Annotated in this window: 16 protein-coding genes; 8 read left to right on the forward strand and 8 right to left on the reverse strand. The window is 43.6% G+C overall.

Annotated features, from left to right (window positions below):
• The first annotated feature begins 126 nt into the window (after positions 1 to 126).
• From NCI00_RS04940 to NCI00_RS04955, 4 genes are all read left to right on the forward strand, one after another.
• Positions 127 to 1,062, forward strand: coding sequence for a glycosyltransferase family 2 protein (locus NCI00_RS04940; protein ID WP_253525600.1), 936 nt, complete (start codon positions 127 to 129; stop codon positions 1,060 to 1,062).
• Entirely contained in the window at positions 1,004 to 1,579 is a 576-nt protein-coding gene (locus NCI00_RS04945; RefSeq protein WP_253525602.1) for a WcaF family extracellular polysaccharide biosynthesis acetyltransferase, read from the forward strand. Before NCI00_RS04940 ends, NCI00_RS04945 begins: the two co-directional genes overlap by 59 nt.
• An 80-nt stretch (positions 1,580 to 1,659) precedes the next feature.
• Positions 1,660 to 2,424 (forward strand): glycosyltransferase family 2 protein, encoded by a 765-nt coding sequence (locus NCI00_RS04950; protein WP_253525604.1) that lies wholly within the window; start codon positions 1,660 to 1,662, stop codon positions 2,422 to 2,424.
• A 101-nt stretch (positions 2,425 to 2,525) separates the two neighbouring features.
• Positions 2,526 to 3,740: an MraY family glycosyltransferase gene (locus NCI00_RS04955; protein ID WP_114459858.1), complete on the forward strand. Its 1,215-nt coding sequence runs from the start codon at positions 2,526 to 2,528 to the stop codon at positions 3,738 to 3,740.
• Positions 3,741 to 3,772: 32 nt separating this feature from the next.
• On the opposite strand, the gene NCI00_RS04960 is transcribed toward NCI00_RS04955, so the two are convergent.
• A complete protein-coding gene (locus tag NCI00_RS04960) occupies positions 3,773 to 4,366 on the reverse strand; it encodes a DUF502 domain-containing protein (RefSeq protein WP_253525606.1) in 594 nt (197 codons plus the stop codon).
• A gap of 295 nt (positions 4,367 to 4,661) precedes the next feature.
• Here NCI00_RS04960 and NCI00_RS04965 point away from each other — a divergent pair, with 295 nt between their 5' ends.
• Complete coding sequence (locus tag NCI00_RS04965; protein ID WP_253525608.1) at positions 4,662 to 5,978, forward strand: tetratricopeptide repeat protein; 1,317 nt, start codon at positions 4,662 to 4,664, stop codon at positions 5,976 to 5,978.
• 366 nt (positions 5,979 to 6,344) lie between these two features.
• Here the strand turns inward: NCI00_RS04965 and NCI00_RS04970 are convergent, their stop codons facing one another.
• Together NCI00_RS04970 and NCI00_RS04975 are read right to left on the reverse strand one after the other, a co-directional pair.
• Positions 6,345 to 7,355, reverse strand: coding sequence for a threonine aldolase family protein (locus NCI00_RS04970; RefSeq protein ID WP_253525610.1), 1,011 nt, complete (start codon positions 7,353 to 7,355; stop codon positions 6,345 to 6,347).
• Positions 7,356 to 7,448: 93 nt separating this feature from the next.
• On the reverse strand, positions 7,449 to 7,958 hold the full coding sequence (locus tag NCI00_RS04975; RefSeq protein WP_253525613.1) for an RDD family protein: 510 nt from the start codon (positions 7,956 to 7,958) through the stop codon (positions 7,449 to 7,451).
• A 545-nt stretch (positions 7,959 to 8,503) separates the two neighbouring features.
• On the opposite strand from NCI00_RS04975, the gene NCI00_RS04980 reads away from it, so the two are divergent.
• Entirely contained in the window at positions 8,504 to 8,935 is a 432-nt protein-coding gene (locus NCI00_RS04980) for an Hsp20/alpha crystallin family protein (RefSeq protein ID WP_253525614.1), read from the forward strand.
• A gap of 97 nt (positions 8,936 to 9,032) precedes the next feature.
• Here the strand turns inward: NCI00_RS04980 and proB are convergent, their stop codons facing one another.
• Positions 9,033 to 10,064, reverse strand: coding sequence for a glutamate 5-kinase (proB, locus tag NCI00_RS04985; protein ID WP_253525616.1), 1,032 nt, complete (start codon positions 10,062 to 10,064; stop codon positions 9,033 to 9,035).
• A 431-nt stretch (positions 10,065 to 10,495) separates the two neighbouring features.
• On the opposite strand from proB, the gene NCI00_RS04990 reads away from it, so the two are divergent.
• Entirely contained in the window at positions 10,496 to 11,032 is a 537-nt protein-coding gene (locus NCI00_RS04990) for a hypothetical protein (protein ID WP_253525619.1), read from the forward strand.
• A 476-nt stretch (positions 11,033 to 11,508) separates the two neighbouring features.
• A complete protein-coding gene (locus NCI00_RS04995; RefSeq protein WP_253525621.1) occupies positions 11,509 to 12,870 on the forward strand; it encodes a YopA family protein in 1,362 nt (453 codons plus the stop codon).
• A 54-nt stretch (positions 12,871 to 12,924) separates the two neighbouring features.
• Here the strand turns inward: NCI00_RS04995 and NCI00_RS05000 are convergent, their stop codons facing one another.
• The 4 genes from NCI00_RS05000 to NCI00_RS05015 form a co-directional block, all read right to left on the reverse strand.
• Positions 12,925 to 14,337: a SusD/RagB family nutrient-binding outer membrane lipoprotein gene (locus tag NCI00_RS05000; protein WP_253525623.1), complete on the reverse strand. Its 1,413-nt coding sequence runs from the start codon at positions 14,335 to 14,337 to the stop codon at positions 12,925 to 12,927.
• Between the two features lie 33 nt (positions 14,338 to 14,370).
• Positions 14,371 to 17,538: a SusC/RagA family TonB-linked outer membrane protein gene (locus NCI00_RS05005; protein WP_253525625.1), complete on the reverse strand. Its 3,168-nt coding sequence runs from the start codon at positions 17,536 to 17,538 to the stop codon at positions 14,371 to 14,373.
• Between the two features lie 85 nt (positions 17,539 to 17,623).
• A complete protein-coding gene (locus tag NCI00_RS05010; protein ID WP_253525627.1) occupies positions 17,624 to 18,226 on the reverse strand; it encodes a peptidylprolyl isomerase in 603 nt (200 codons plus the stop codon).
• Positions 18,227 to 18,357: 131 nt separating this feature from the next.
• Positions 18,358 to 20,706, reverse strand: a complete 2,349-nt coding sequence (locus NCI00_RS05015; RefSeq protein WP_253525629.1) for an FAD-dependent oxidoreductase — start codon at positions 20,704 to 20,706, stop codon at positions 18,358 to 18,360.
• Between the last annotated feature and the right edge of the window lie 48 nt (positions 20,707 to 20,754).

Below are 20,754 nucleotides of genomic sequence, written 5' to 3' on the forward strand. Positions count from 1 at the left end.
GCATACTTTATTGTCAAAAGTCCAAGGCATTTCGTCGATTAATATAATAATTTTACAAAGTTAAGGCCATTTTTTTGCTTTTCAACATAAAAAAATACAATTTGCAGCTTGATTTATTCATAGCTTATGAATGATGTTTCGGTTATTATTCTGACGCACAACGAAGAAAAACACATTGAAAGATGTATTCAAAGTTTGCTGCACTTTACGGATAAAATCTTCATCGTAGATTCTGGCTCAACAGACCGTACTGTAGCCATCGCTGAATCGTTAGGGGCAAATGTAATGCATAACCCTTGGGTTACGTATGCGGTTCAATTCAATTTTGGCATCACTCACACGCCTTTTAAGACCGATTGGCTGATGCGCATGGACGCCGACGAGTACGTTACCCCTGAACTAGGCCAAGAGATAAAGCAATCACTTGCCGCTTTGAACAACGACACCACGGGTATCTATGTGAAACGCCGGGTCATGTTTATGAACCAATGGATAAAACGAGGCGGATACTATCCGATTTGGCTTTTAAGGCTTTGGCGAAGAGACAAAGGAATCTGTGAAGAACTCTGGATGGATGAGCACATTAAACTTTCAGAAGGCACTACGGTCCAATTCAAAAATGACATTGTGGATCATAATCTCAACAACCTGACGTGGTGGACGCAGAAGCACAATAATTATGCCATTCGTGAAGTAATTGATTTATTGGATATAAAATACAATTTTACGGAAGCCAATCGCGTTATACCTAAACTTTTTGGAACGCAAGATCAACGTAAACGTTTCCTAAAGCTGAAATACGCTTCTTTACCCCTTTTCACACGTCCTTTTGCCTATTTTTTTTATCGTTATTTTGTAAAGTTAGGTTTCCTTGACGGCAAAAAAGGCCTGATTTGGCACTTCTTACAAGGACTTTGGTATCGCTTTTTGGTTGATGCCAAAATATATGAAGTTTATCATCGAGTTGGGAAAGACAAACAAGACATCATCGAATTTTTCCGAAATGAATACGGAAAAGACTTATCAGCGGTTCAAAACCGACCTGTCGAAGTACGACAATAGTTGGTACAAGCAGCCACCTTTCATAAAAAATGTGCTTTGGTTTATTACAAACGCCATTTTTTTGAATTCATATTTGCTCGTACCAGTTTCATTAAAACGCCTCATTTTGAGAGCCTTTGGTGCAAAAATAGGCACTGGAGTCATGATTAAGCCAAAAGTAAATATCAAATATCCGTGGTTACTTAATGTAGGTAATTACGTCTGGATAGGAGAAGAGGTCTGGATTGACAACCTGACGGCAGTATCGCTGGGGGATCACGTATGTTTGTCGCAAGGCGCCATGCTCCTTACGGGAAATCATGACTATACCCGCAGTACTTTTGATTTAAGCGTGGGTAAAATCGTCATTGAAGACGGCGTTTGGATTGGTGCCAAAGCGATGGTGTGTCCCAATGTAGTTTGCCATTCGCACGCGGTATTGGCCGTAAATTCGGTTGCAGTCAAAGACTTGGAAGCCTACGGAGTCTATCAGGGCAACCCAGCACAATGGATAAGAGAACGAAAAATAACTGAATAATTACAGCATATACAACAAATATAGCTTCTCCCTCAACAGATAAATTAAAAAGGAAGGAGAACGGTTAACATTTCGAAACTTTGAAAGTAAGCATTATAACAGTCGTCTTTAACGGAGAAAAAACCATACGAAGTTGTATTGATTCGGTGCTAAATCAGTCCTACAAAGACATCGAATATATCATAATCGACGGAAAATCAACCGATACGACACCAGAAATTGTTAAAAGTTACGGCACGAAAATTGCTGTATTTTTGTCCGAAAAAGATGCTGGAATTTATGATGCAATGAACAAAGGCATCGCTCTAGCAACCGGTGAGGTAATCGGCATTTTGAATGCCGACGACTTTTATCACGACGCTTTTGTCATTGAGCATATTGTTGACAAGCTGATAGCAACAAACGCAGAGGCAATCTACGGCGATTTGATTTACGTAAATGCCGACGATACGCGCCGAGTAACGCGCTACTGGAAATCTGGTAACTATCAACGGAGTAACTTTTTGTTTGGATGGATGCCACCTCATCCAACGTTTTTCCTTCGAAGTTCGTCCTATAAGAAATTCGGGACGTATCGATTGGACCTTGGAAGCGCGGCTGATTACGAACTCATGCTGAGGATGATGTACAAACACCAAATAAGTGTGACCTACCAACCTCAAATCACAACCGTGATGCGAACAGGTGGCGTCAGCAACAAGTCGCTTGATAATCGTTTAAAAGCAAATACAAGCGACCGGATGGCATGGACCCTCAACGGAATTAAACCTTATTGGTTTACGCTGTGGTTAAAACCCCTCCGAAAAGTTTTACAGTTTGTTTACAAGCCAAAATATACCGAATAATAAATTGCCCCCTATTTTCGTCGTCGATTTTTGTTCGGTAACCTTATTTTTATAATTTTTGCTTTCAAGTTATGAAGGCAAAGTAAGCTGAAATTGAATTTATGAATGCAGATATACTTATAGATGTACTCCGAACACAGTATCAAAATATACTTCAACACGAAGTGTATCAGTGCCTTATATCTTTTTTGATTGCCTGTGCCGTATCCGTTACATCTATTCCCGTCATCATTAACATCAGCGGTTTATTGGAGCTTAAAAAGAAGCCCAATTTCCGGAGCGCTCACCAGCAAGAAACCCCCGAATTTGGCGGTATAGCCATCTACGCCTCCCTATTGATTGCCCACTTTCTTTGGCCTCATACCAATGAAAACACCGATTCTTACCTGACAAGTTTGGCCGTGGTAGGGCTCACGATACTGTTCTTCCTGGGTCTAAAAGACGACATTTTGGTGCTCGACCCCAACAAAAAACTGTTGCTTCAGGTATTGGCCGTTTCAACGCTTATTCTTTTGGGTGGGCTGAAAGTGGATAATTTCTTCGGGATTTTCGGTATTCATCAGATTCCAGATTTAATCAGCATTCCTTTTACAATCTTTATATTCATTGCGCTCATCAACGCCATTAACCTCATTGACGGGGTCGACGGCTTAGCGGGCGGGATTGCTTTTATTGCGGGGTTGAGTTTCGGGACGTGGTTTTTGCTTAACCACCATTTTTCAATGGCCTGTATGGCGTTCTCGATGTCGGGGGCTTTGCTGGGTTTCCTTCGGTTCAATTTCTCCAAAACCAGCAAGATTTTTATGGGTGATACAGGCTCACTTATTGTCGGTTTTTTGTTGGCTTTTTTTGCCGTAAAATTCATCCGACTCAACGTCACCTATATCCACGACAGCAGCGCATTTTTCAACGCACCTATTTTGGCGGTTGTGCTTTTGATTGTTCCGATATTTGATACACTGCGGGTATTTCTGGTACGTATACTTAACCGACGTTCTCCGTTTAAGGCCGACCGCAATCACATGCACCACGTTTTACTGGATAATGGCCTGAGCCATTTCCAGACTTCCATCACACTTTGGAGTATGACTATTGTTAACGTGATTGGTTATTTTTTGACTTTTAAGTACATTACCAACACCCAGGCTTTCTTTGTACTGGTAGGTCTTTTCTTTTTATATCTGCTTATCGGGTATGTATTGAAAATGCGAGCGGTAAAAATGAAGAGGCAGGTATCTTGGGCCGATGTATGGAAACCTCAGGATTTACGTAGCCAACGTTACTCCTGGGCAAAGAGATTTATTAAAGGATTATAATAAAAGAAGAGAGGCCCTAAGCCTCTCTTCTTTTATTTGATAGATACCCCACCCGATATAATCATCTTCATCACATCGGCACTTGAGAGGCCTTCCAGTACTTGAATATGCTCCGCCGAAACAATAAAAAGTTCTCCAGAAAAAGCATAAGAATGGGGACAATAAACTGCCATATAGCCTTCCAATTGCAAATTGGACAAATCCGTTTGGGTAATAAAACCCAGTTTTTTTAGGTTTGAATGTTGATTAACCGTTACCAGCACAGGTTGGTTAAATTTTCGCTTGTCGCCCACAAAAGCTGTGATGAGGTCTTTGAAGGAATAATAGATAAGACTCACCAACGGCATCTGCTTCAAAATGCTTTGGCCAAAAGCGAAAAACGACTGCGGTACAAAACGCGAGAAAATAAATCCCAAAAAAACGATACTAGAAAGGATAATCAACAGCCCCAAACCAGGTAAGTAAAGGGTCTGTTTGTCGCTTGTGTCAATATAAATGGGAAGAATACTGTCTAAATACCCAATCCCTTCTTTGATAATTACGAATGTAAAATAGGTCGGCGCTACCAATATAAGCCCACGGCCAAAGTAGGCCAGAATACGTTTAACGATACGATTTTGTAGCATTTTACGGCATAATAATAGTTTTACACTTGCCATATTCTTGTAACTGCATCAACAAATCGGCAAGGCATTTGTTCTTCTCAACTGCGAATGTTTTATGTAAGTTCCTTCTCTCAAACGCCAATAATCCCCTAATCGGCTCTAAAAATGGATAAAACTCTAAAAAAAAGAAAAAGATATTTCTTTATAATTACCCGATTTAATGAGATGTTTACATTTGAATACTACCCCTTCAAATTTACTTGTCTTCCGGTAAACGCGACCAATTGTATGGTGTCATTCTAATTTAATTACCCATATGCCGCGTACCAAAAATAAAATACATTCTCCCTACTATATGGGAGCAATGGCCAAGTATTGCGACTTGGCCATTGGCGGTCATCCTTCTGCCCGGCCCACTGGGGAGGAACAGGCCGCGTGGTTTGCAAAACACCTTCGCAAAAAGGGTGAGCAAGGGGCCGATTGGGAAGTGCCTGGTGTAGAAAGCCTCAAAAAAGTTTACTGTAAAATGCGCCGCTCCCCGTGGAGTTGCAGCTTCGATGAGTCGACGCTCAATAAAGTATGCGGTATGATTGGGAAGGACGTGGAGTTTGCTGATTTCGAAACGTATGAGGACTTCAAAAAATGGATGGGTGAGCCGCCAAACGGAGACGAAAATTGGCTGGCAATCATTGCCCGCGAACGCATCCAACAGCTTTTTGAGGAAACCGAAAAACAAAAATTATTGATACGGAATGCCGAAAATACGGCCCGTTCGCTCACGTTTGACATTGAAAAGATTGAACAATACTTTGTGGTCGGAAACCTGTCGGCATTGGAAGCGAATAAGTACGTTAAGTTTCAAAAAAAGCAACTGGAGCAACTGGAAAAACTGGCAGATTTTGCCATTCAGGAGATTGCTACCGAGTCGTTTGTAAAAGCCTTTAATACGGTTTTTGTGTACGACAGCAATAAAATTTTGACCGTAACCTTAACCGCAAAACTTTGGAATTTTGCGTGGAAAATAGACCAATATCTAAAAGGATTGGTAAAACCCACCCCCGAAATGCTCCGCTATATGCTGGATCTCAAATGTAACCTGATGAAAACGGCAGGGGCAATGGAGAAGAACGAAATAGCCCAACAGCTTAACCGTGAATTTTTGGAATTGATTGACGAAAACGCTCCCCGCCACACGTTTGATTTATCCCCTCTGATTTCGTATCATTTGAGCAATTGTATCATTAATCCCCACTTCTACCACTTAAACCCCGAGTATCGCTCCAAGACCGATGAGTCGACTTCCCAAAAATCGCTCTCTCCGTTTTATTATTATCTGCTGGGTATTATTCAATATTACAGAGGTCGTCAATTTTACACGGCAGCGGTCCAAAACCTCCACCATGCACTTGAGCATTGGAGCAAAACTGAGCTGAATAAAAGCGTGGAAGCAGCCCACGCATACTATTTACTGAGCAAAATACAACAGGAAATGGGGTACTTTGTTGAATCCATGTCGCTTTCCGAAAAAGCAAACATTATTTTAGGCAACGTTGCCGAAATAGATACTTTTTTGGAGAATCACCCTGTTTTCACAAAAAAGAGTACGCACAATATTGAAAAAGAGCCCCGTTGAGGTATCAACGGGGCTCTTCAGAAACCAAAAAGCATGGCAACGGCAACGCCTCGACTTATGCTTTTTTTGCTTGCAGTTTTTTAACGGTGTATACCGCTGCACCTACTGCCAATGCCACCGACAAGAGTTTTACTACTTTTTTCACGGCTTTATGGATGATTTAGAAATGAGTAAAATGAACATTTAATGCTGATTTAGGACTTTATCTCAGGGTAGAGGTCACACGGTTGCACCTAATTAATAAGACTCCTAAAAGAGGCAAAAGGTTTATTGGTTTTGCAAATAAAATTACAGCAACAAAAGTGCCAATTTTTACGAATGTGTTATAGCGTAGAAATACGTGTTTTAAGACCGTTTGATAATTTTTCACAATCTTTTCCCCAATTCTTCCAACTGTTGGTCCGTAAAATCCATGTGCGTCACAAAGCGCACCAAATGTTTGCCAAACGTAACGGCTCCAATCCCTTTTTGCGCCAATTGCGCCACGTAATCAACGGCAAGGATGGTTTCGGGCAAACGAAAGATGACAATGTTGGTGTCAATCGGGAAAATCTCTTCTACTTCAGGGAGTTGTTGAAGCATCTGCCCAATGGCTCGGGCCCGGGCGTGATCTTCGCGCAGACGCTCCACGTGGTAATCAAGGGCATAAATACCAGCGGCGGCCAAATAACCCGCCTGTCGCCAGCCGCCACCCATTACTTTCCGAAACCGTCGCGCTTGTTTTACAAAATCCTTCGTCCCCAACAACAACGACCCCACTGGACAACCCAACCCTTTGGAGAGACAAATGCTGATGCTATCAAACACACGGCCGTACTCCACGGGAGATTCGCTTGTTTCGACCAAAGCGTTGAATAGTCTAGCCCCGTCAAGATGCAAGCCTAGACCATGCTCGTTGCAAACCAGACGAATGGCCTGAATATCCGACAAATTATAATAGCATCCACCGCCTTTATTCATCGTATTTTCGAGCGAAACGAGCCTCGATACAGCCGCATGAACATCGTCGGGATTGTTGACGGCATCTCGTACCTGCTGTGCGTTGATACGACCACGGTCGCCCTCCAATAATTTAACCGAACTAAACGAATTCAGCGCTATTCCTCCTCCTTCGTAAAGGTAGATATGAGAGTTCTTGTCACAAATTACTTCACTACCCGGACGCGTGTGTACTCGAATTGCCAATTGATTGGTCATGGTTCCCGAAGCACAAAACAAGGCCGCTTCCATTCCAAACAATCGAGCCGCTTTTTCTTCTAATGCATTGACCGTCGGGTCATCGCCAAAAACATCGTCGCCGACAGAAGCCGAAAACATGGCTTCAAGCATGGGTTGAGTAGGCTTGGTTAGGGTATCAGAACGAAGGTCGATGGACATTATGGGGATTGGTTAGTTTAAAATTTTGAGCGATGCAAAAATAACAAAAGGCGGACTTCTCCGCCTTTTGTTGTGGGAATAAACTGAAAACAATCAGCTTTTCAGCACCAATGTGCTGGCAATCATATCGTGCAAGGCCTGTTTTTTGGCGGTAAAGGCCGCCATAATGTACCCAATCAGCATAATCATCCCCGAAACAATGCGCCCAACAAAACGGATTATTGCGGTGGTCGGGGTAATACGATTTCCGTTGAGGTCTGTTACTTTGAGGCCCATGGCTATTTTACCCAGAGTAGCCTGCTTTTCTGACGACTCCATGAGCACAAAATAAACGCCGCTGATGCCCCAGCTCACAAGCTGAATCATCAAGCCCGCTCCCATCATTGCCGAAAAAATGCCCATCGCCTCGCCAGGCTCCATTGTTTCGAGCGAATCGGTGTCAATTTTGGACGCTACCCCCAGGCCCAAGGAAATCATAATCGGTACAATAATGAATGATTGAGCAATACCAATGATGATTCCATCGATAATCAAGGCAACAAACCGGCGACCAAAACTCGCATAGTTGGTAGGTTCTCCTACCTGAGTAATTACATTTTCCATGTTAAAAAGATTAAAAGGTTTCGAACGAATAGGTTGTACAAACCTATGATTTTCAGGCAAAAAACCAAACATTTTAGCCCATTCTTTCGCTGATGTATTGAAGTTTCTTTCTCTTTTTAATACCAAAAAGCCCGCCTATATCTGCTTGGCAATTTTCGTCAGCATTTACTATCCTTTTGGCAACTATCTTTCGCCCTTTTCAAACACTTTCCAAAACCCTCCCAACCACTTCCATTTTTGATTACCTAGCCCTTCGCTTGCAGCACCTATTCTATCAAATTTTGCAAAACAGTCATTTTGTCAGCTTAAAATAACCTAAAATTGACACATTAAGACATTTTGTCATCAATATAAAATCCTCAGAAAATCAAACAAAAAAAATACAATTGATTGAATATCAAATATTTGAATAAAAATAGTTTATGTAAATCAATTACTTTGTTGGTAGGTGGTACAAAAGTTGAAGATATAGAACCGTCGCATCGGCGAACCGTCGCATCGGCGAATTGAATCAGAAAACTTAAAACACTAAAAAAATAACAATCATGGCAACTTTAGTAAAAACAAACGGCAATTTCCCCAACTTATTCGGAAGTGTATTTGGCAAAGACCTCAATGACATTTTTGCCCCTGCTACCTTGAGCAACTATGGCGTACCAGCCGTTAATATCGTAGAACACGAGGGTGGTTTTCGACTAGAAGTAGCCGCTCCTGGCCTCAAAAAAGACGATTTTAAAATCAACTTAGAAAACAATGTGTTGACGATTTCGGCCCAACAAGAGCAGAAAAACGAAGAAAGTACGGAGAAATACACCCGCAAAGAATTTAGCTACACAAGTTTCCGCCGGGCTTTTACCTTGCCTAACACCATCAATGGCGAGCAAATCAGCGCTGCTTACACCGACGGAATATTAAAAATCGAACTTCCTAAGAAAGACGAAGCGAAAAAATCGCCACGTATCATCGAAATCGGCTAATCCAGAACAATAAATGACAAAAGCCCCGCTTCTTGGATAAAGAGCGGGGCTTTTGTTATTAGAGTGGTGTGGTTTCTCAAAACCATCGCCACGGCGCTTAAAGCAGCACAATATCATTTGCATTGGCTACTTCAAAGTTTTGGGTTTTGAGGTTTTGGGCAATTGAGCTTGAAGATTCTTTTGCTTTGGCCACCGCCACCGACGTACCTTCTTCATCCACAATTTCAACCGCTTCGCCCGCTTCAAAATCTCCTTCTACTTCAGTGATTCCGACGGCTAAAAGGCTTTTTCGATTTTGAAGGGCCAACGCCGCCCCCGCGTCGATTAGGATACGCCCCGCCACCAAACTACCACTTCCGAGCCAGCGATTGCGGGCCGAAAGCACACTTTCCTGAGAAACAAACACAGTTCCAGTTTCTTCACGCAATGCCCTTAAAATACCATCTGACTCGTTCATCCCGAAGATAATCGTCCGAATACCCATGCGCATCGCGAGTTTGGCGAAGGTAAGTTTAGAGGTCATCCCGCCCAAACCTACGCTAGACTTATCCGTTCTGACGTACTTAAAAACATCATTTACCTGCGAAACTCTCGGGATAACTTTACCAGTATTGTCCAACAATCCACCCACTGATGTACACAACATCAACGTGTCGGCACCGAAACCTACCGCAATGAGTGTTGCCAGTTCGTCATTATCAGAAAACTTTAATTCGCGGCTGCTGACCACGTCGTTTTCGTTTACAATTGGGATAATGCCGTTGTCCCACAACTCCTGAAAGGTTTCTTTCATTTGTAAAAACTGGTCGCGATTAGCAAAATGCCCTCGCTCGCAGAGGCTCTGGGCCACGGGAATCTCGTAAGGGGCAAAGAACTGCGCGTATTTGTTGAGTAAGAGCAAGTTACCAATGGCCGCTGCCGCTTTGCGCTGGGCTATTTCGCCCGCATAATTGCGGATATACTGCTTACCAGCCGCCACCGCCCCCGACGATACAAGCACCAAATGATACTCCGAATACAACTGCGCCACCTGCCGCGCAATCTCAACCATCACCAATTGATTCAGCTCTCCATTGGCTTTGGTAATGGCCGCACTTCCAAATTTTATAACTAAGATGGGTTTTGACATGAATCGTAATCTTTGCGGCAAAGTTACGAACCAGAAAGGGTTACCCAAATTTAGGATTCAGGAATCAGCAGACAGAAACATAAAAAAGGATATTTAGCAACTCATACTACAGTATTTTCAAAAAGTAAGCTCACGCATAAATGGGGTAAGAATTCCCGATTCCCCATAATATAACGCTCACTTTTGCGGTTATTTCCCCTTTTATGCATTCCTAGTCACTCTCTATTTTTTATTTATCTCAATCCGTAAACCTGCAAATCAAAAACACAACCAATTGATTATAAAGCCATTAATAGACACATCCTCTTAGGCTCAACCATTGTTATTTCTCCAAAACGACCTGTCAGGGCACACTTTTTTAATCTTAGTAGGCAAATGGCCGCACAAGCGTCATTGTTATGTATCACCAAAAATCATCAAAGAAAATTGTTATGGAAACAAACACAAGTGAAAAAAATCGCCATCTGACAGGCATGTTTCGGGATCGGGAAAGTGCGGAGAAAGCCTATAATTCACTAAGCGAACGCGGCTACACCAAAGACGATGTCAATCTGGTCATGTCTGATGAAACCCGCAAAAAATATTTCGACAAAGACGATGATGTCAACACCGAGCTAGGCGACAAAGCCATGGAAAAAGCGGGTGTGGGCTCGGCCATCGGTGGTACACTCGGGGCCATTGTGGGAGCTATTGCCGCCATAGGTACTACACTGGCGCTTCCGGGGCTCGGGCTCGTAATCGCGGGACCAGTAGCGGCAGCCTTAGCTGGTGCAGGAGCTGGGGGCTTAACGGGCGGGCTAGTAGGTGCGCTGGTAGGTTCTGGTATTCCAGAAGACAGAGCCCATGAATATGAAAAGGGAATCAAAGAGGGCGGAATCTTTATGGGCGTTAAACCCAAAAACGAAGAAGATGCCCGTTATCTGAACGAAACCTGGAACCAAGGCCAAGGCCAGCAGAGTCATTACTAGGACAAACGGACACTGTCCCGAACTTCTGATAACCCAACAACCCGGTAGCGTATTCGTTATCGGGTTGTTGGGTATGGGCTTGTATCTTATCCATTTTTACATTTCTAAGTGCATCTATTTTGCGGCTATCTCTCAAAGGTTTTGCCGCCTAAAAATCAGGCCTTTAACTGGCATCCTCATTTATAAACTCATTATCTTCATCTTGTACATCTGCGGTAGAGGAATCATTCGTGTCTTTGTTATCGGAAGAATTACAAGTAGTGAATCCCCACATCAAGATGAGAGCCAATATCCAAATCAATTTTGTTTTTATAAAACTTATTTAAAAGGTTAAATAACACTGTATTCAGTTAAAAAGCCGTGCTGGCACCTTTTGGGAATAGTTTTTTTAGATTGGAGATGTGGTGAAGGTTAGGTAATTTTGAATAATGTAGAAGAAAAACTCACTGCTTCAATCATACCAACACATTTATAAAATGGAAGAGTTAATTTATCCCACCATTATTGAATCCTCAGTCAAAATGGGGACTCCAAACCAAGCCATTATCATTTATCAAGGGCTATTTGTGTTAAAAAATAGAGATGAAGAATTAATAGTCGATGGTACTATAAAGTATAACTGGTTTCCTGATTCGGGCATTCATTTTGAAGGCGCTTCTCAAAATTCAAAAAATAAGATAAAATTAGAGCATTTTAATGAGTCCAGTGAATTATTTATAAATAACTTATGCGTAGGTAAAATCTTTATAACAAACATCAACACAAGTGATTTAAACCAAAATTCATTCATCCGAGGAGCAACTAATGGCAAAGCCATTTTTGGTGATAGTTCAATACCAGTAGAAAAAATAATTTTTTCAGTTCCAAATCTAAGAGATTTGGACGGCTTACCAGTAATAAGATATAATAATGATTCAACTTCATATCATAGAAATCGTTTAGAATTTGAAAATGACAAATATTTAATAAAAATTGATAAATGCTTCAATTACACATCCTTACAAAGTGATTTAAAATCTCATGGAGGCTATATTATCCAATATTATGGCGAACTTACTGGCAAAAAAGGTTCAGTAAAACTAACCGATATTCAAGATACGCTTAATTGTTTTAATAAATTTCTCAGTTTTGTTAATGGTAGAAGAACCTCTGCGTTATTTATTCAAGGTATTTTTAAAAATGAGGTACAATGGTGTGATTATACAGCTTATATTGTAGATTTATATAAATATGTTAAGACGTGGCCACAGCATTATTCAATTGACGGAATTAATAAAAGTTGGAAGAAGTTCAACGACTTATGGCAAGACAAAAATGACAGAAATTTCTTAAATTCAGTTATACATTGGTATGTGGAAGCTAATAACCAATCTGGTTTTGTAGATGGCTCAATAATTATGGCTCAAACAGCTTTAGAGCTCATTTATAATTGGTTAATCATTGAAAAAAAGGGGCTTCTGCTTGGTAATGACGCAGAAAACATTGCCGCTGCCAATAAAATTAGGCTTTTACTCTCTCAACTTAATATTAACAATAATATTCCTTTCTCTTTTACCAATTTACAGTCTTATCTCAGTAGTAATAAAGAAGCTAAGGACGCTCCTGATGCAATTGTCCAAATAAGAAATTCTATAGTTCATTCTCAGGCAGAAAAACGTAAAAAACTCGCTTTAATTGATAATAATACACTTTATGAAACCTTACAATTATGCCTTTGGTATATTGAAATGTCTATATTATACATCCTTGAATTCAATGGGAAATATTATAATAGATGTTCCGGAGCAACTTATTTAGGTGAAGGGGATGAATTAGTGCCATGGATAAAAGATAATTAAAAAGCGAGCGACTTTCGCCGCTCGCTTTTGCACTGAATTCATCAGGAAAAATCTTTATTTGTCAAACCACTGTGGCGTATCCAACGTCAATCCAGAAGGCGTATTAGGATTGGAATTGACCTCTTCGCTACGGTAAAGCAGGCGGCGTATCAGCCCCGCTACCGGTGCCCCCGTTGGAGTAGTCATGGCAGGCACTTCCTGTCCAATGGTTCCCGAACGACGGTGCTGCACCCAGCCTTCAATCGGCCGCATAAACAAGTCTAAATATTGTTGTTGCGCCAAAACTGTTTTGTAATTGGTGGCCGTCAGAGCAGGCAAAGCTGCAACATAGGCATCCGTTTGGGACGCAGTGACTCCCAAGGCCAACATTGATTCGCGCACCCCAGCCCGCATCTTGGTGGTAGCTGCCTCAAAGCCTCCGGGGGCAAATCCCCGGGCAATGGCTTCGGCTTCAAACAACAATTGTTCTGAATACGAAAACGATACTTCGGGCAGGTCGGGTTTCAGCAAGTTCATGTTAACCAAAGCAGATTTGGTGGTGTAAACTTCAACGGGCCCCAACGCAATATATTCATTGGGAGCCGCATCTGTGCCAGGCTGATAAAAATACGGAATCCGTGGATCTTTGAGCGACACCAGCAAGTCATAAACGGGCTTGGAACAATACCAATCTGACTGTACGCCTCCCCTAAAAATAGCCGTAAACGAAAAGCGCGGGTTCTGACGACCGGGTTGATTGTAATATTTATACAACATGGCATCGGCATTAGAAGAAATCATATTTCCCCCCGCAATCAACTGACCAATGGCTGCACCCTTGGTAGGGTCAGAATCAACCATTGAAAATAAGATTCTCATTTTCAATGAATTGGCAAACTTACGCCATTTAGCCATGTCACCACCATAATACAAGTCATTGGGGGCAATAATACCTTTAGCGTTCAAGTCAATCAGCCCGATGGCTTCGTCGAGTAGCGCAATAGTGCCGTTCAACACATCCTGTTGTTTGTCAAATTTAGGAAAGTCTACTTTGCCGTTTGCAGCTTCAGTAAACGGAATATCCCCCCACAATAAAGAGGTTTGCGCGTACGCAAACGCCATCAAAATTTTACACTGAGCCACCGCATTTTTATTGACAGGCTGGGTGTTTTGGGCAATCTCAATGGCCACATTCAGGTTTTTTAGAACGTCGGTGTACGTCCGTCCCCAAGCGCTGCGGATACGGGTCTGGTCATACTGCGACTGCGAAAGGCCCCAACGACCGCCCGAAGCCCACATCTGGTTCATCAGGGCAATGGGCCAAGTGAGTTCGGCCACGCGCAAAAGCGAAAATTGCGTAGAAGCTCCCGAAAACAACAACGCAGGGTCAACCGATGTAGAACGGTTGGGGTCGACGTTGATGTTGCTGTCTTTGAAACAAGCCGTTGTGGAAATGGCCAGCAAAGCGGCTAAAATCAGCTTTTTCATGTTGGTTGTAGTTGATATAAGTGAATATTTTTATTAAAAAGTAAATCGTAAGTTACCGCCCACGGTGCGACTGCTCGGGATACTTCCGCGCTCTAGCCCTTCTCCGATGAGGCCCGTCCCCAATACGTTGGCTTCGGGGTCAATGTGCGGCACTTTCGAACTGATAATCCACAGGTTACGTCCCTCTAAACCTAACGCAATACTGCCAAAAGGTGTTTTGCTAATCCACGATTTAGGCAAATTATAGGCAATGCGTACCTCGCGCAACTTAGTGTAAGAACCGTCGAAAATGTTGTTTTCTGGACTAACCGAATTATCCAATTGGCTCCAGTATTGTTGAATACTCGCCACTGGTTTATCGTTCGGACGGAAGGTACCATCGGCGTTACGAATCACGCCCGGATCAATGAAAGGAGTCCGGTTGTCGATGGCCGTTTCGGCGGCTAAGCCACTACCGCGCACAATACTTACCGTTTGTGAGTTGATTACACCGCCCTTACGCACATCTACTAGAAAGTTAAAATCAATGCCTTTGTAAGAGAACGAGTTGTTGATACCCAACGTCCAATCGGGATAAATCGAGCCAAATACCTTACGTGGGCCGGGTGTCCGTAAGCCCGTTGTGGGGTTGATGATGATATTTCCCTGCGGGTCACGCAACCAGCCTACGCCCTGAATACTAAACGTTTCGCCAGGACGCGCCACCACAAAAATCCCAAATCCGTCGCCAGAAGTGGTGATAAATTCAGTCAGACCAGGCGCCAAAGATTCCACGCGGTTGATGTTTCGGTTGAAGTTGAAGGCCGCATCCCAACGAAAACCCGAACGAGTTTTGAACGGCGTAACGGTCAGCATCGCTTCTAGACCTCTGTTGGAAATTTCACCTACGTTCAAACGTCTGGCCGAGTAACCCGTCGTTTGGGGAATGGCAATGGAGATGATTTGGTCGTAGTTGAGAGTTTTGTAGTAGGTCATATCCAAGCCCAAACGTCCACCAAAAAACTTCAACTCCGCTCCGAATTCATACGAAGTTTGCTGCTGTGGACGGAGGTTGGTGGGTGGCAAAATATTGGTCGCTCCAAAAGCCGACGCCCCGCCGATAGGATACAGAATATTGAATGTATAAATATCGCTGGCCTGCGTAAGTGGGTTGTACGTAAACGATAATTGGTAGGGGTCTTCGTCCGAACCTACGTTGGCGTAGTTGGCGCGCAGTTTGGCATAACTCAAAATATCATTTTTAACAATTCCTAAATTCGGAAATGCTTCAGTCAACACAAAAGAGACGCTGGCCGATGGATAAAAATACGAGTTGTTGTTAACAGGAAGCGTTGATGACCAGTCATTTCTACCCGTTACGTTCAGAAACAAATAGTTTTTGTAATCAAAGCTAAAGTCACCATATACCCCAAAAATATCGCGACGACTGAAGAAGTTGGAGGGCACGTTGGATTGGGCGTTGGCAAAAGTATAAAGTTGGTCAATGTTTAAACCTTCCGACAACAAACGCGAACGGCGAATAGTACGTTGGTTAAACTGGTGTCCAACGATGCCTTTGAAAGTCCAGTTGGTATTGATTTTGCGCGAAATCGTCCCCAAAATATCTGTTTGGAGTTCGCGTTCAAAAATATCGTTGGTTTCAAACTGTCCGTTTAGGCGTCCGCGTGTTCCTTTGCGCGTTACAGCGCGGCGGTTTTCGGTAAAGAAGTCCGTGCCCACGCGCCCCGTCACGTTAAACCAAGGCGTTACATCATAGCTGAGGCTGGTTCCTCCATAAACACGGTCAACAGTATTAGAAAAACGGTTGAATGCCGTCACAAAATAAGGGTTGTTCTGAACACCATTAAGGTCAATAGAACGCGCCAAATCTCCCGTCCAACCTGCGGGAACCGCCTGCGTCGATGGCGCGAAAAGATTGTTTCTCAATTCGTTAATATCTACCGTCACGGGTAAACCAGCCAAAATCGTAGCGATGATGTTGGTCGTATTTGAGCCTTGCTGCGGGCGTCCGTCGCTGGTGGTACGTACGTAGTTCACCCACGCGCGCGAAGTCAGTTTATCCGTAATTTTTTTGCCTGCATTGATGGCAAATGTATTGCGGTTGAGTTCAGAGCCTGGCACCGTACCCGTTTGACGTAAGTTGGTGTAACCGATACGGTAATCCCCTTGGTCGGTAGCACCGTCCAGCGAAACACTGTTAATCATGGTGTGACCCGTCACAAAGAAATTTTTCCAGTTTTGTGGATATGCCTGCAATCCCTGCACGGTTTCGCCTTTGTAATCTTTGACAGGTCCTGTTACGCTGGAAATCTTTGGCCCCCAGCCATTCCCTGACTGAGGATTGTACACCCCCAAATTTCCTTGTGCGTACTCTGTTTGGAGTTCAGGAACGCGTAAAACATTATCGGTACGATAAGACGAGTTGACCGTCACGTTCATTTTTTTCGCTCCTTGCTTACCGCGTTTGGTCGTAATCACAATCACACCGTTGCGGGCCCGCGAGCCATACAAAGCCGACGCCGCCGCCCCTTTCAGCACGTTCATGGTTTCAATGTCATCGGGGTTCAAATCTCCTGCGCGGTTACCTACGTCTACCCCACCCGTCACCACGTCGGTTTCGGAGTTGTTAAAAGAAGAGTTTGAAATCGGGATTCCGTCCACCACAAATAGCGGCTCGCTGGAGCTTGAAATGGAGTTGGCACCGCGAATCATGACGCGGCTAGAACCACCCACCGTACCCGACTGCTGCGAAATGCGCACCCCCGCAATCCGGCCTGCCATTGAATTGAGCACGTTTGGGTCACGCGCTTTGACGAGCTCAGCGCCCCCGATGGTCGAAACAGCATAGCCGAGTTCTTTTTTCTCACGCACAATGGCATTGGCCGTTACGACTACTTCGTTCAAATTGACCAAATCAGCCTCCAATTGAATATTGATTGTAGACTGGTTTCCAATGGTGACATCCGCCGTTTTGTAGCCGATAAACGAAAACACCAACGTACCCGCTTTGTCGGGAACGCTGATTTGGTAGCTACCGTCGGCCTTGGTAGCCGTCCCTACATTGGTTCCCTTGATTAAAACATTGACGCCAGGAACGCCTTCATTTTCGGGCGAGGTAACTTTCCCCGAAATCATTTTGGTCTGCGCTCGTCCGAGCATAGACATGCCTAACAACATTAACAGAAGTAGCCTTCTTTTCATGAGGAGATTTGGTTTTTACGGTGTACAGAAAATGGGTAATCGACAAAAAAAGGGTATCCTCGGCTGATTGGATAATACTCTTGGTCTATTTTACACGTCGCACAGCGGTAATTACGACGGGATTTTTTAGCAATTGCATGGGATTGGAGAAAGCATTGGTCGGCCCAGGTTGGCCCGTTTCTCCTTTTTGAATTTTACGCACTACCTTCATCCCTTTCACTACCTTACCAAAAGCAGCAAATCCCTGACCATCAGGATTTCGCTTACCTCCAAAGTCAAGTTCAGGCTGGGCATTAATGCAAATAAAAAACTCAGAAGCTCCGCTTTCGGGCTTCCCACGCGCCATCGAAATGGCTCCATCCACGTGCAGGATGCCCGTTTTGTTGGTTGTTTCCTGCGGAATGGGCGGCAGCATTTTGGTAGAATCACTTTGAAGTCCTCCTTGGATTACTTCAATTTTGACAGGGCTGGTAGACTGATTGTCCATACGTACGACGCGGTAAAACTTACCACCATCGTAGCGTTTTTCATCTACATAGCGAAGAAAATTGGCCACCGTAATCGGGGCTTTATCGGCGTAGAGTTCAACAATAATCTTACCCATTGAGGTTTCGATTTGAACCTTTTGGGCAAAAGTCAACGAAAACGAGCCGAGAATAAGGGCGAAAATAAATAGAGTTTTCTTCACAAAGGAGGTTATTTTGGCTGAATGGGAGACCAATATAAATGTTATATCCCATTAAGTCAAGCACTTGCCATTAAACCTCTAAAAATTTAAAGTTGTTTATGAAATTATGCAAAAAATTTAAAAATACATGCCTAATAACAACGCACCTCCATCAACGCCGCTGGAACATTGGCCGAAGGATGCTCTACTTCGATGGTAAGCGATTGGGTTAGGATGGCGTTTTCCAATACAATCGTCCGTTGGCTTTGGTGATTATTTTTAATTTCGGCAATCACCTCATTTTTATCGTTCAAAATCCGCACATTTTTTACACAAAATGGCATTTCATTTTCGGGGTGCGACATCAGTACGGTTTCCATCGGGTGGTCAAAATCCGTATCAAAATGCAGCACAATTTTCTTTATTTGTTGTTTTTCGGGCCAATCTAAACGCAATTTGGGTTTCTCATCTTTATAATCGGCCACCCATGCATTGGGCTCATTGGTAGGCCGTTGGAAACCATTTCGGATATTTTCCACTCCAAAAGCCTGCAAAGCGGGTTCAAACTTCACCGCTAAATTCTTGCCCAATGGACGTCTTTGCGGACACCAAAACTCAAACGTATCTACGCCAATATCTTCAACGGGTTCTTGTTTGCCATAGTTAGAAACCGCTTTATTAACTAAATTAAACACTGATAACAACCCCGTAATGCGTTGGTCTGAATAGTGCATTCTTACTTTTTCATTTTTTTGAATGGTCAAAAAAGCATAGCCCAAATTCTCTAAGCCTTGATTTCCCGTCAGTGCATCAGCTATATCAAAATCCAAATGCACGCAATTACGACCCTTTTGCAGCGAAATCAGGCGTTTTTCAAGGATAATATCAGGCGTGTGGTTGGTGGCCTTGCTCGAAATCCGAAGTTCTACTTCCAGTTCGGTTGGTTCATCGGCGTAGGGGTGAAAGATAGTTTTAAATTTAGCGGCAGCGCCAGTTTTAACGTCGGCGAGGTTCAAAACCTCGCCGACGTTGGCTATCGGCAACATCTGCGCTGCCGAAAAGTCCATACGTTGCGGCTCACCCGCAGGCATTAATTCTTCCAAAGCCAACTCACTGCTCGCCGAAATCGTGGCTTTTTGAACCAAATCTTGGGCATCCTGCAAACGCAGATTTGGAATGTGTTGCCCTGTTTTGAGCAATTCCTGTTGTAGATACCCAATGTGTTGCGTCTCCGAAAGCTGACGCGGCAGCAGTCCTTTTTCAATGCATACTTTCGCGGCCATTCCCACGGCCTGCCCACCGTGGGCACTCGTGGCCATCACCCGCGATGACCCAAACGCCACGTGGCTCGCCGAAATGATACGCCCCGCTATGAAGAGGTTATTGATATTTTTAGAATAAAAACAACGATACGGAATTCCGTAGATTCCTTTGCTGTGCCATTGATTGCAACTGGATTGACCGATTTCCGAAAAAACGCCATCTGACGGATGCAAGTCAATCGACCAACCTCCAAAAGCAACATCATCATAATGAGCGCGTTGCTCCACAATATCCTGCTGAATCAGCATATAGTCTCCTTCAAAACGACGGCTCTCGCGTTTGCCCGGAATATGCCCGACCCATTCCAAAGTGAGGTTTGCCGCTTCAGGAAAATTGCCCGAATTTTTGATATAATCCCACACCCCGTAGACCACTTTCCACAATTCCCACTTGATGGTTTCGGTATCATGAACGGTATCCAATCGCCCTCCGTACTCAATCCACCAGAGCTTACAACCAAATTCCTGCGTGTTGAACGAGCGGAATTTAGGTACTTTTTGGGTGACATCATGGGAAAAACTAGGCGGGATAAAGGTGATGGGTTTTCCTGCATCTTTGGAATAAAAATAAAGGCTGTGGCCGAGCAATTCACCGTACTCTTTGGATGGCGCAAATTTCTCCCCAAACTCCTCCTTTGATTCGGCGCCCACGCGGAAAGCGGCCCCCGACAAAAACCCTAAAATACCATCCCCCGACGCATCGCAAAAAAGCGGAGCAACGAGTTCATATTGCGTTGAATTTTGGGAACAAAAACCATATACCTTCGAAATTGTATCAGGCGAAGATTTTTCTAAATCGTAGACCGAGGTATTGAGCAGAAGCGTGATATTTGGCTCAGAAACGACTTTTTCGAGCAAAATAGTATCGAAAATCAGCGGATTGCTGTCGGGATTGCGGTACATATTTTCAACCAACAGCTCGTCAATCACGCCGCCTTCCCTCGCCCAGCGGTTGTTGTTGCCCATGTGTGAAGTAGCACCCAAAACCCACAACCGCACTTCGCTCGATGAGTTGCCCCCCAATACGGGGCGGTCGGTAACGAGCACTACTTTTATCCCTGCCCGGGCCGCCGTAATGGCTCCGCACAATCCCGCTAAGCCTCCTCCTACCACGATCAAATCAGCGGTTAATGTGACACTTTTAGGCAATCTTTTGCCTGTTGCTTCTGCTTTAATCATCCCTATTTCTTTCAAAAATTCGTAATAATCGTATCGCTTTGTGTTTAG

Source organism: Runella salmonicolor, assembly GCF_024158025.1.
Lineage (GTDB): Bacteria > Bacteroidota > Bacteroidia > Cytophagales > Spirosomataceae > Runella > Runella salmonicolor.

What these genes read in the sequence shown, in the direction of transcription:
- NCI00_RS04995 (WP_253525621.1), top strand. Translation starts at nt 11,509, where the DNA reads ATGGAAGAGTTAATTTATCCCACCATTATTGAATCCTCAGTCAAAATG.
- NCI00_RS05000 (WP_253525623.1), bottom strand. Translation starts at nt 14,337, where the DNA reads ATGAAAAAGCTGATTTTAGCCGCTTTGCTGGCCATTTCCACAACGGCT.
- NCI00_RS04960 (WP_253525606.1), bottom strand. Translation starts at nt 4,366, where the DNA reads ATGCTACAAAATCGTATCGTTAAACGTATTCTGGCCTACTTTGGCCGT.
- proB (WP_253525616.1), bottom strand. Translation starts at nt 10,064, where the DNA reads ATGTCAAAACCCATCTTAGTTATAAAATTTGGAAGTGCGGCCATTACC.
- NCI00_RS04975 (WP_253525613.1), bottom strand. Translation starts at nt 7,958, where the DNA reads ATGGAAAATGTAATTACTCAGGTAGGAGAACCTACCAACTATGCGAGT.
- NCI00_RS04990 (WP_253525619.1), top strand. Translation starts at nt 10,496, where the DNA reads ATGGAAACAAACACAAGTGAAAAAAATCGCCATCTGACAGGCATGTTT.
- NCI00_RS04980 (WP_253525614.1), top strand. Translation starts at nt 8,504, where the DNA reads ATGGCAACTTTAGTAAAAACAAACGGCAATTTCCCCAACTTATTCGGA.
- NCI00_RS04965 (WP_253525608.1), top strand. Translation starts at nt 4,662, where the DNA reads ATGCCGCGTACCAAAAATAAAATACATTCTCCCTACTATATGGGAGCA.
- NCI00_RS04945 (WP_253525602.1), top strand. Translation starts at nt 1,004, where the DNA reads ATGAATACGGAAAAGACTTATCAGCGGTTCAAAACCGACCTGTCGAAG.
- NCI00_RS04940 (WP_253525600.1), top strand. Translation starts at nt 127, where the DNA reads ATGAATGATGTTTCGGTTATTATTCTGACGCACAACGAAGAAAAACAC.
- NCI00_RS04970 (WP_253525610.1), bottom strand. Translation starts at nt 7,355, where the DNA reads ATGTCCATCGACCTTCGTTCTGATACCCTAACCAAGCCTACTCAACCC.
- NCI00_RS05005 (WP_253525625.1), bottom strand. Translation starts at nt 17,538, where the DNA reads ATGAAAAGAAGGCTACTTCTGTTAATGTTGTTAGGCATGTCTATGCTC.
- NCI00_RS04955 (WP_114459858.1), top strand. Translation starts at nt 2,526, where the DNA reads ATGAATGCAGATATACTTATAGATGTACTCCGAACACAGTATCAAAAT.
- NCI00_RS05015 (WP_253525629.1), bottom strand. Translation starts at nt 20,706, where the DNA reads ATGATTAAAGCAGAAGCAACAGGCAAAAGATTGCCTAAAAGTGTCACA.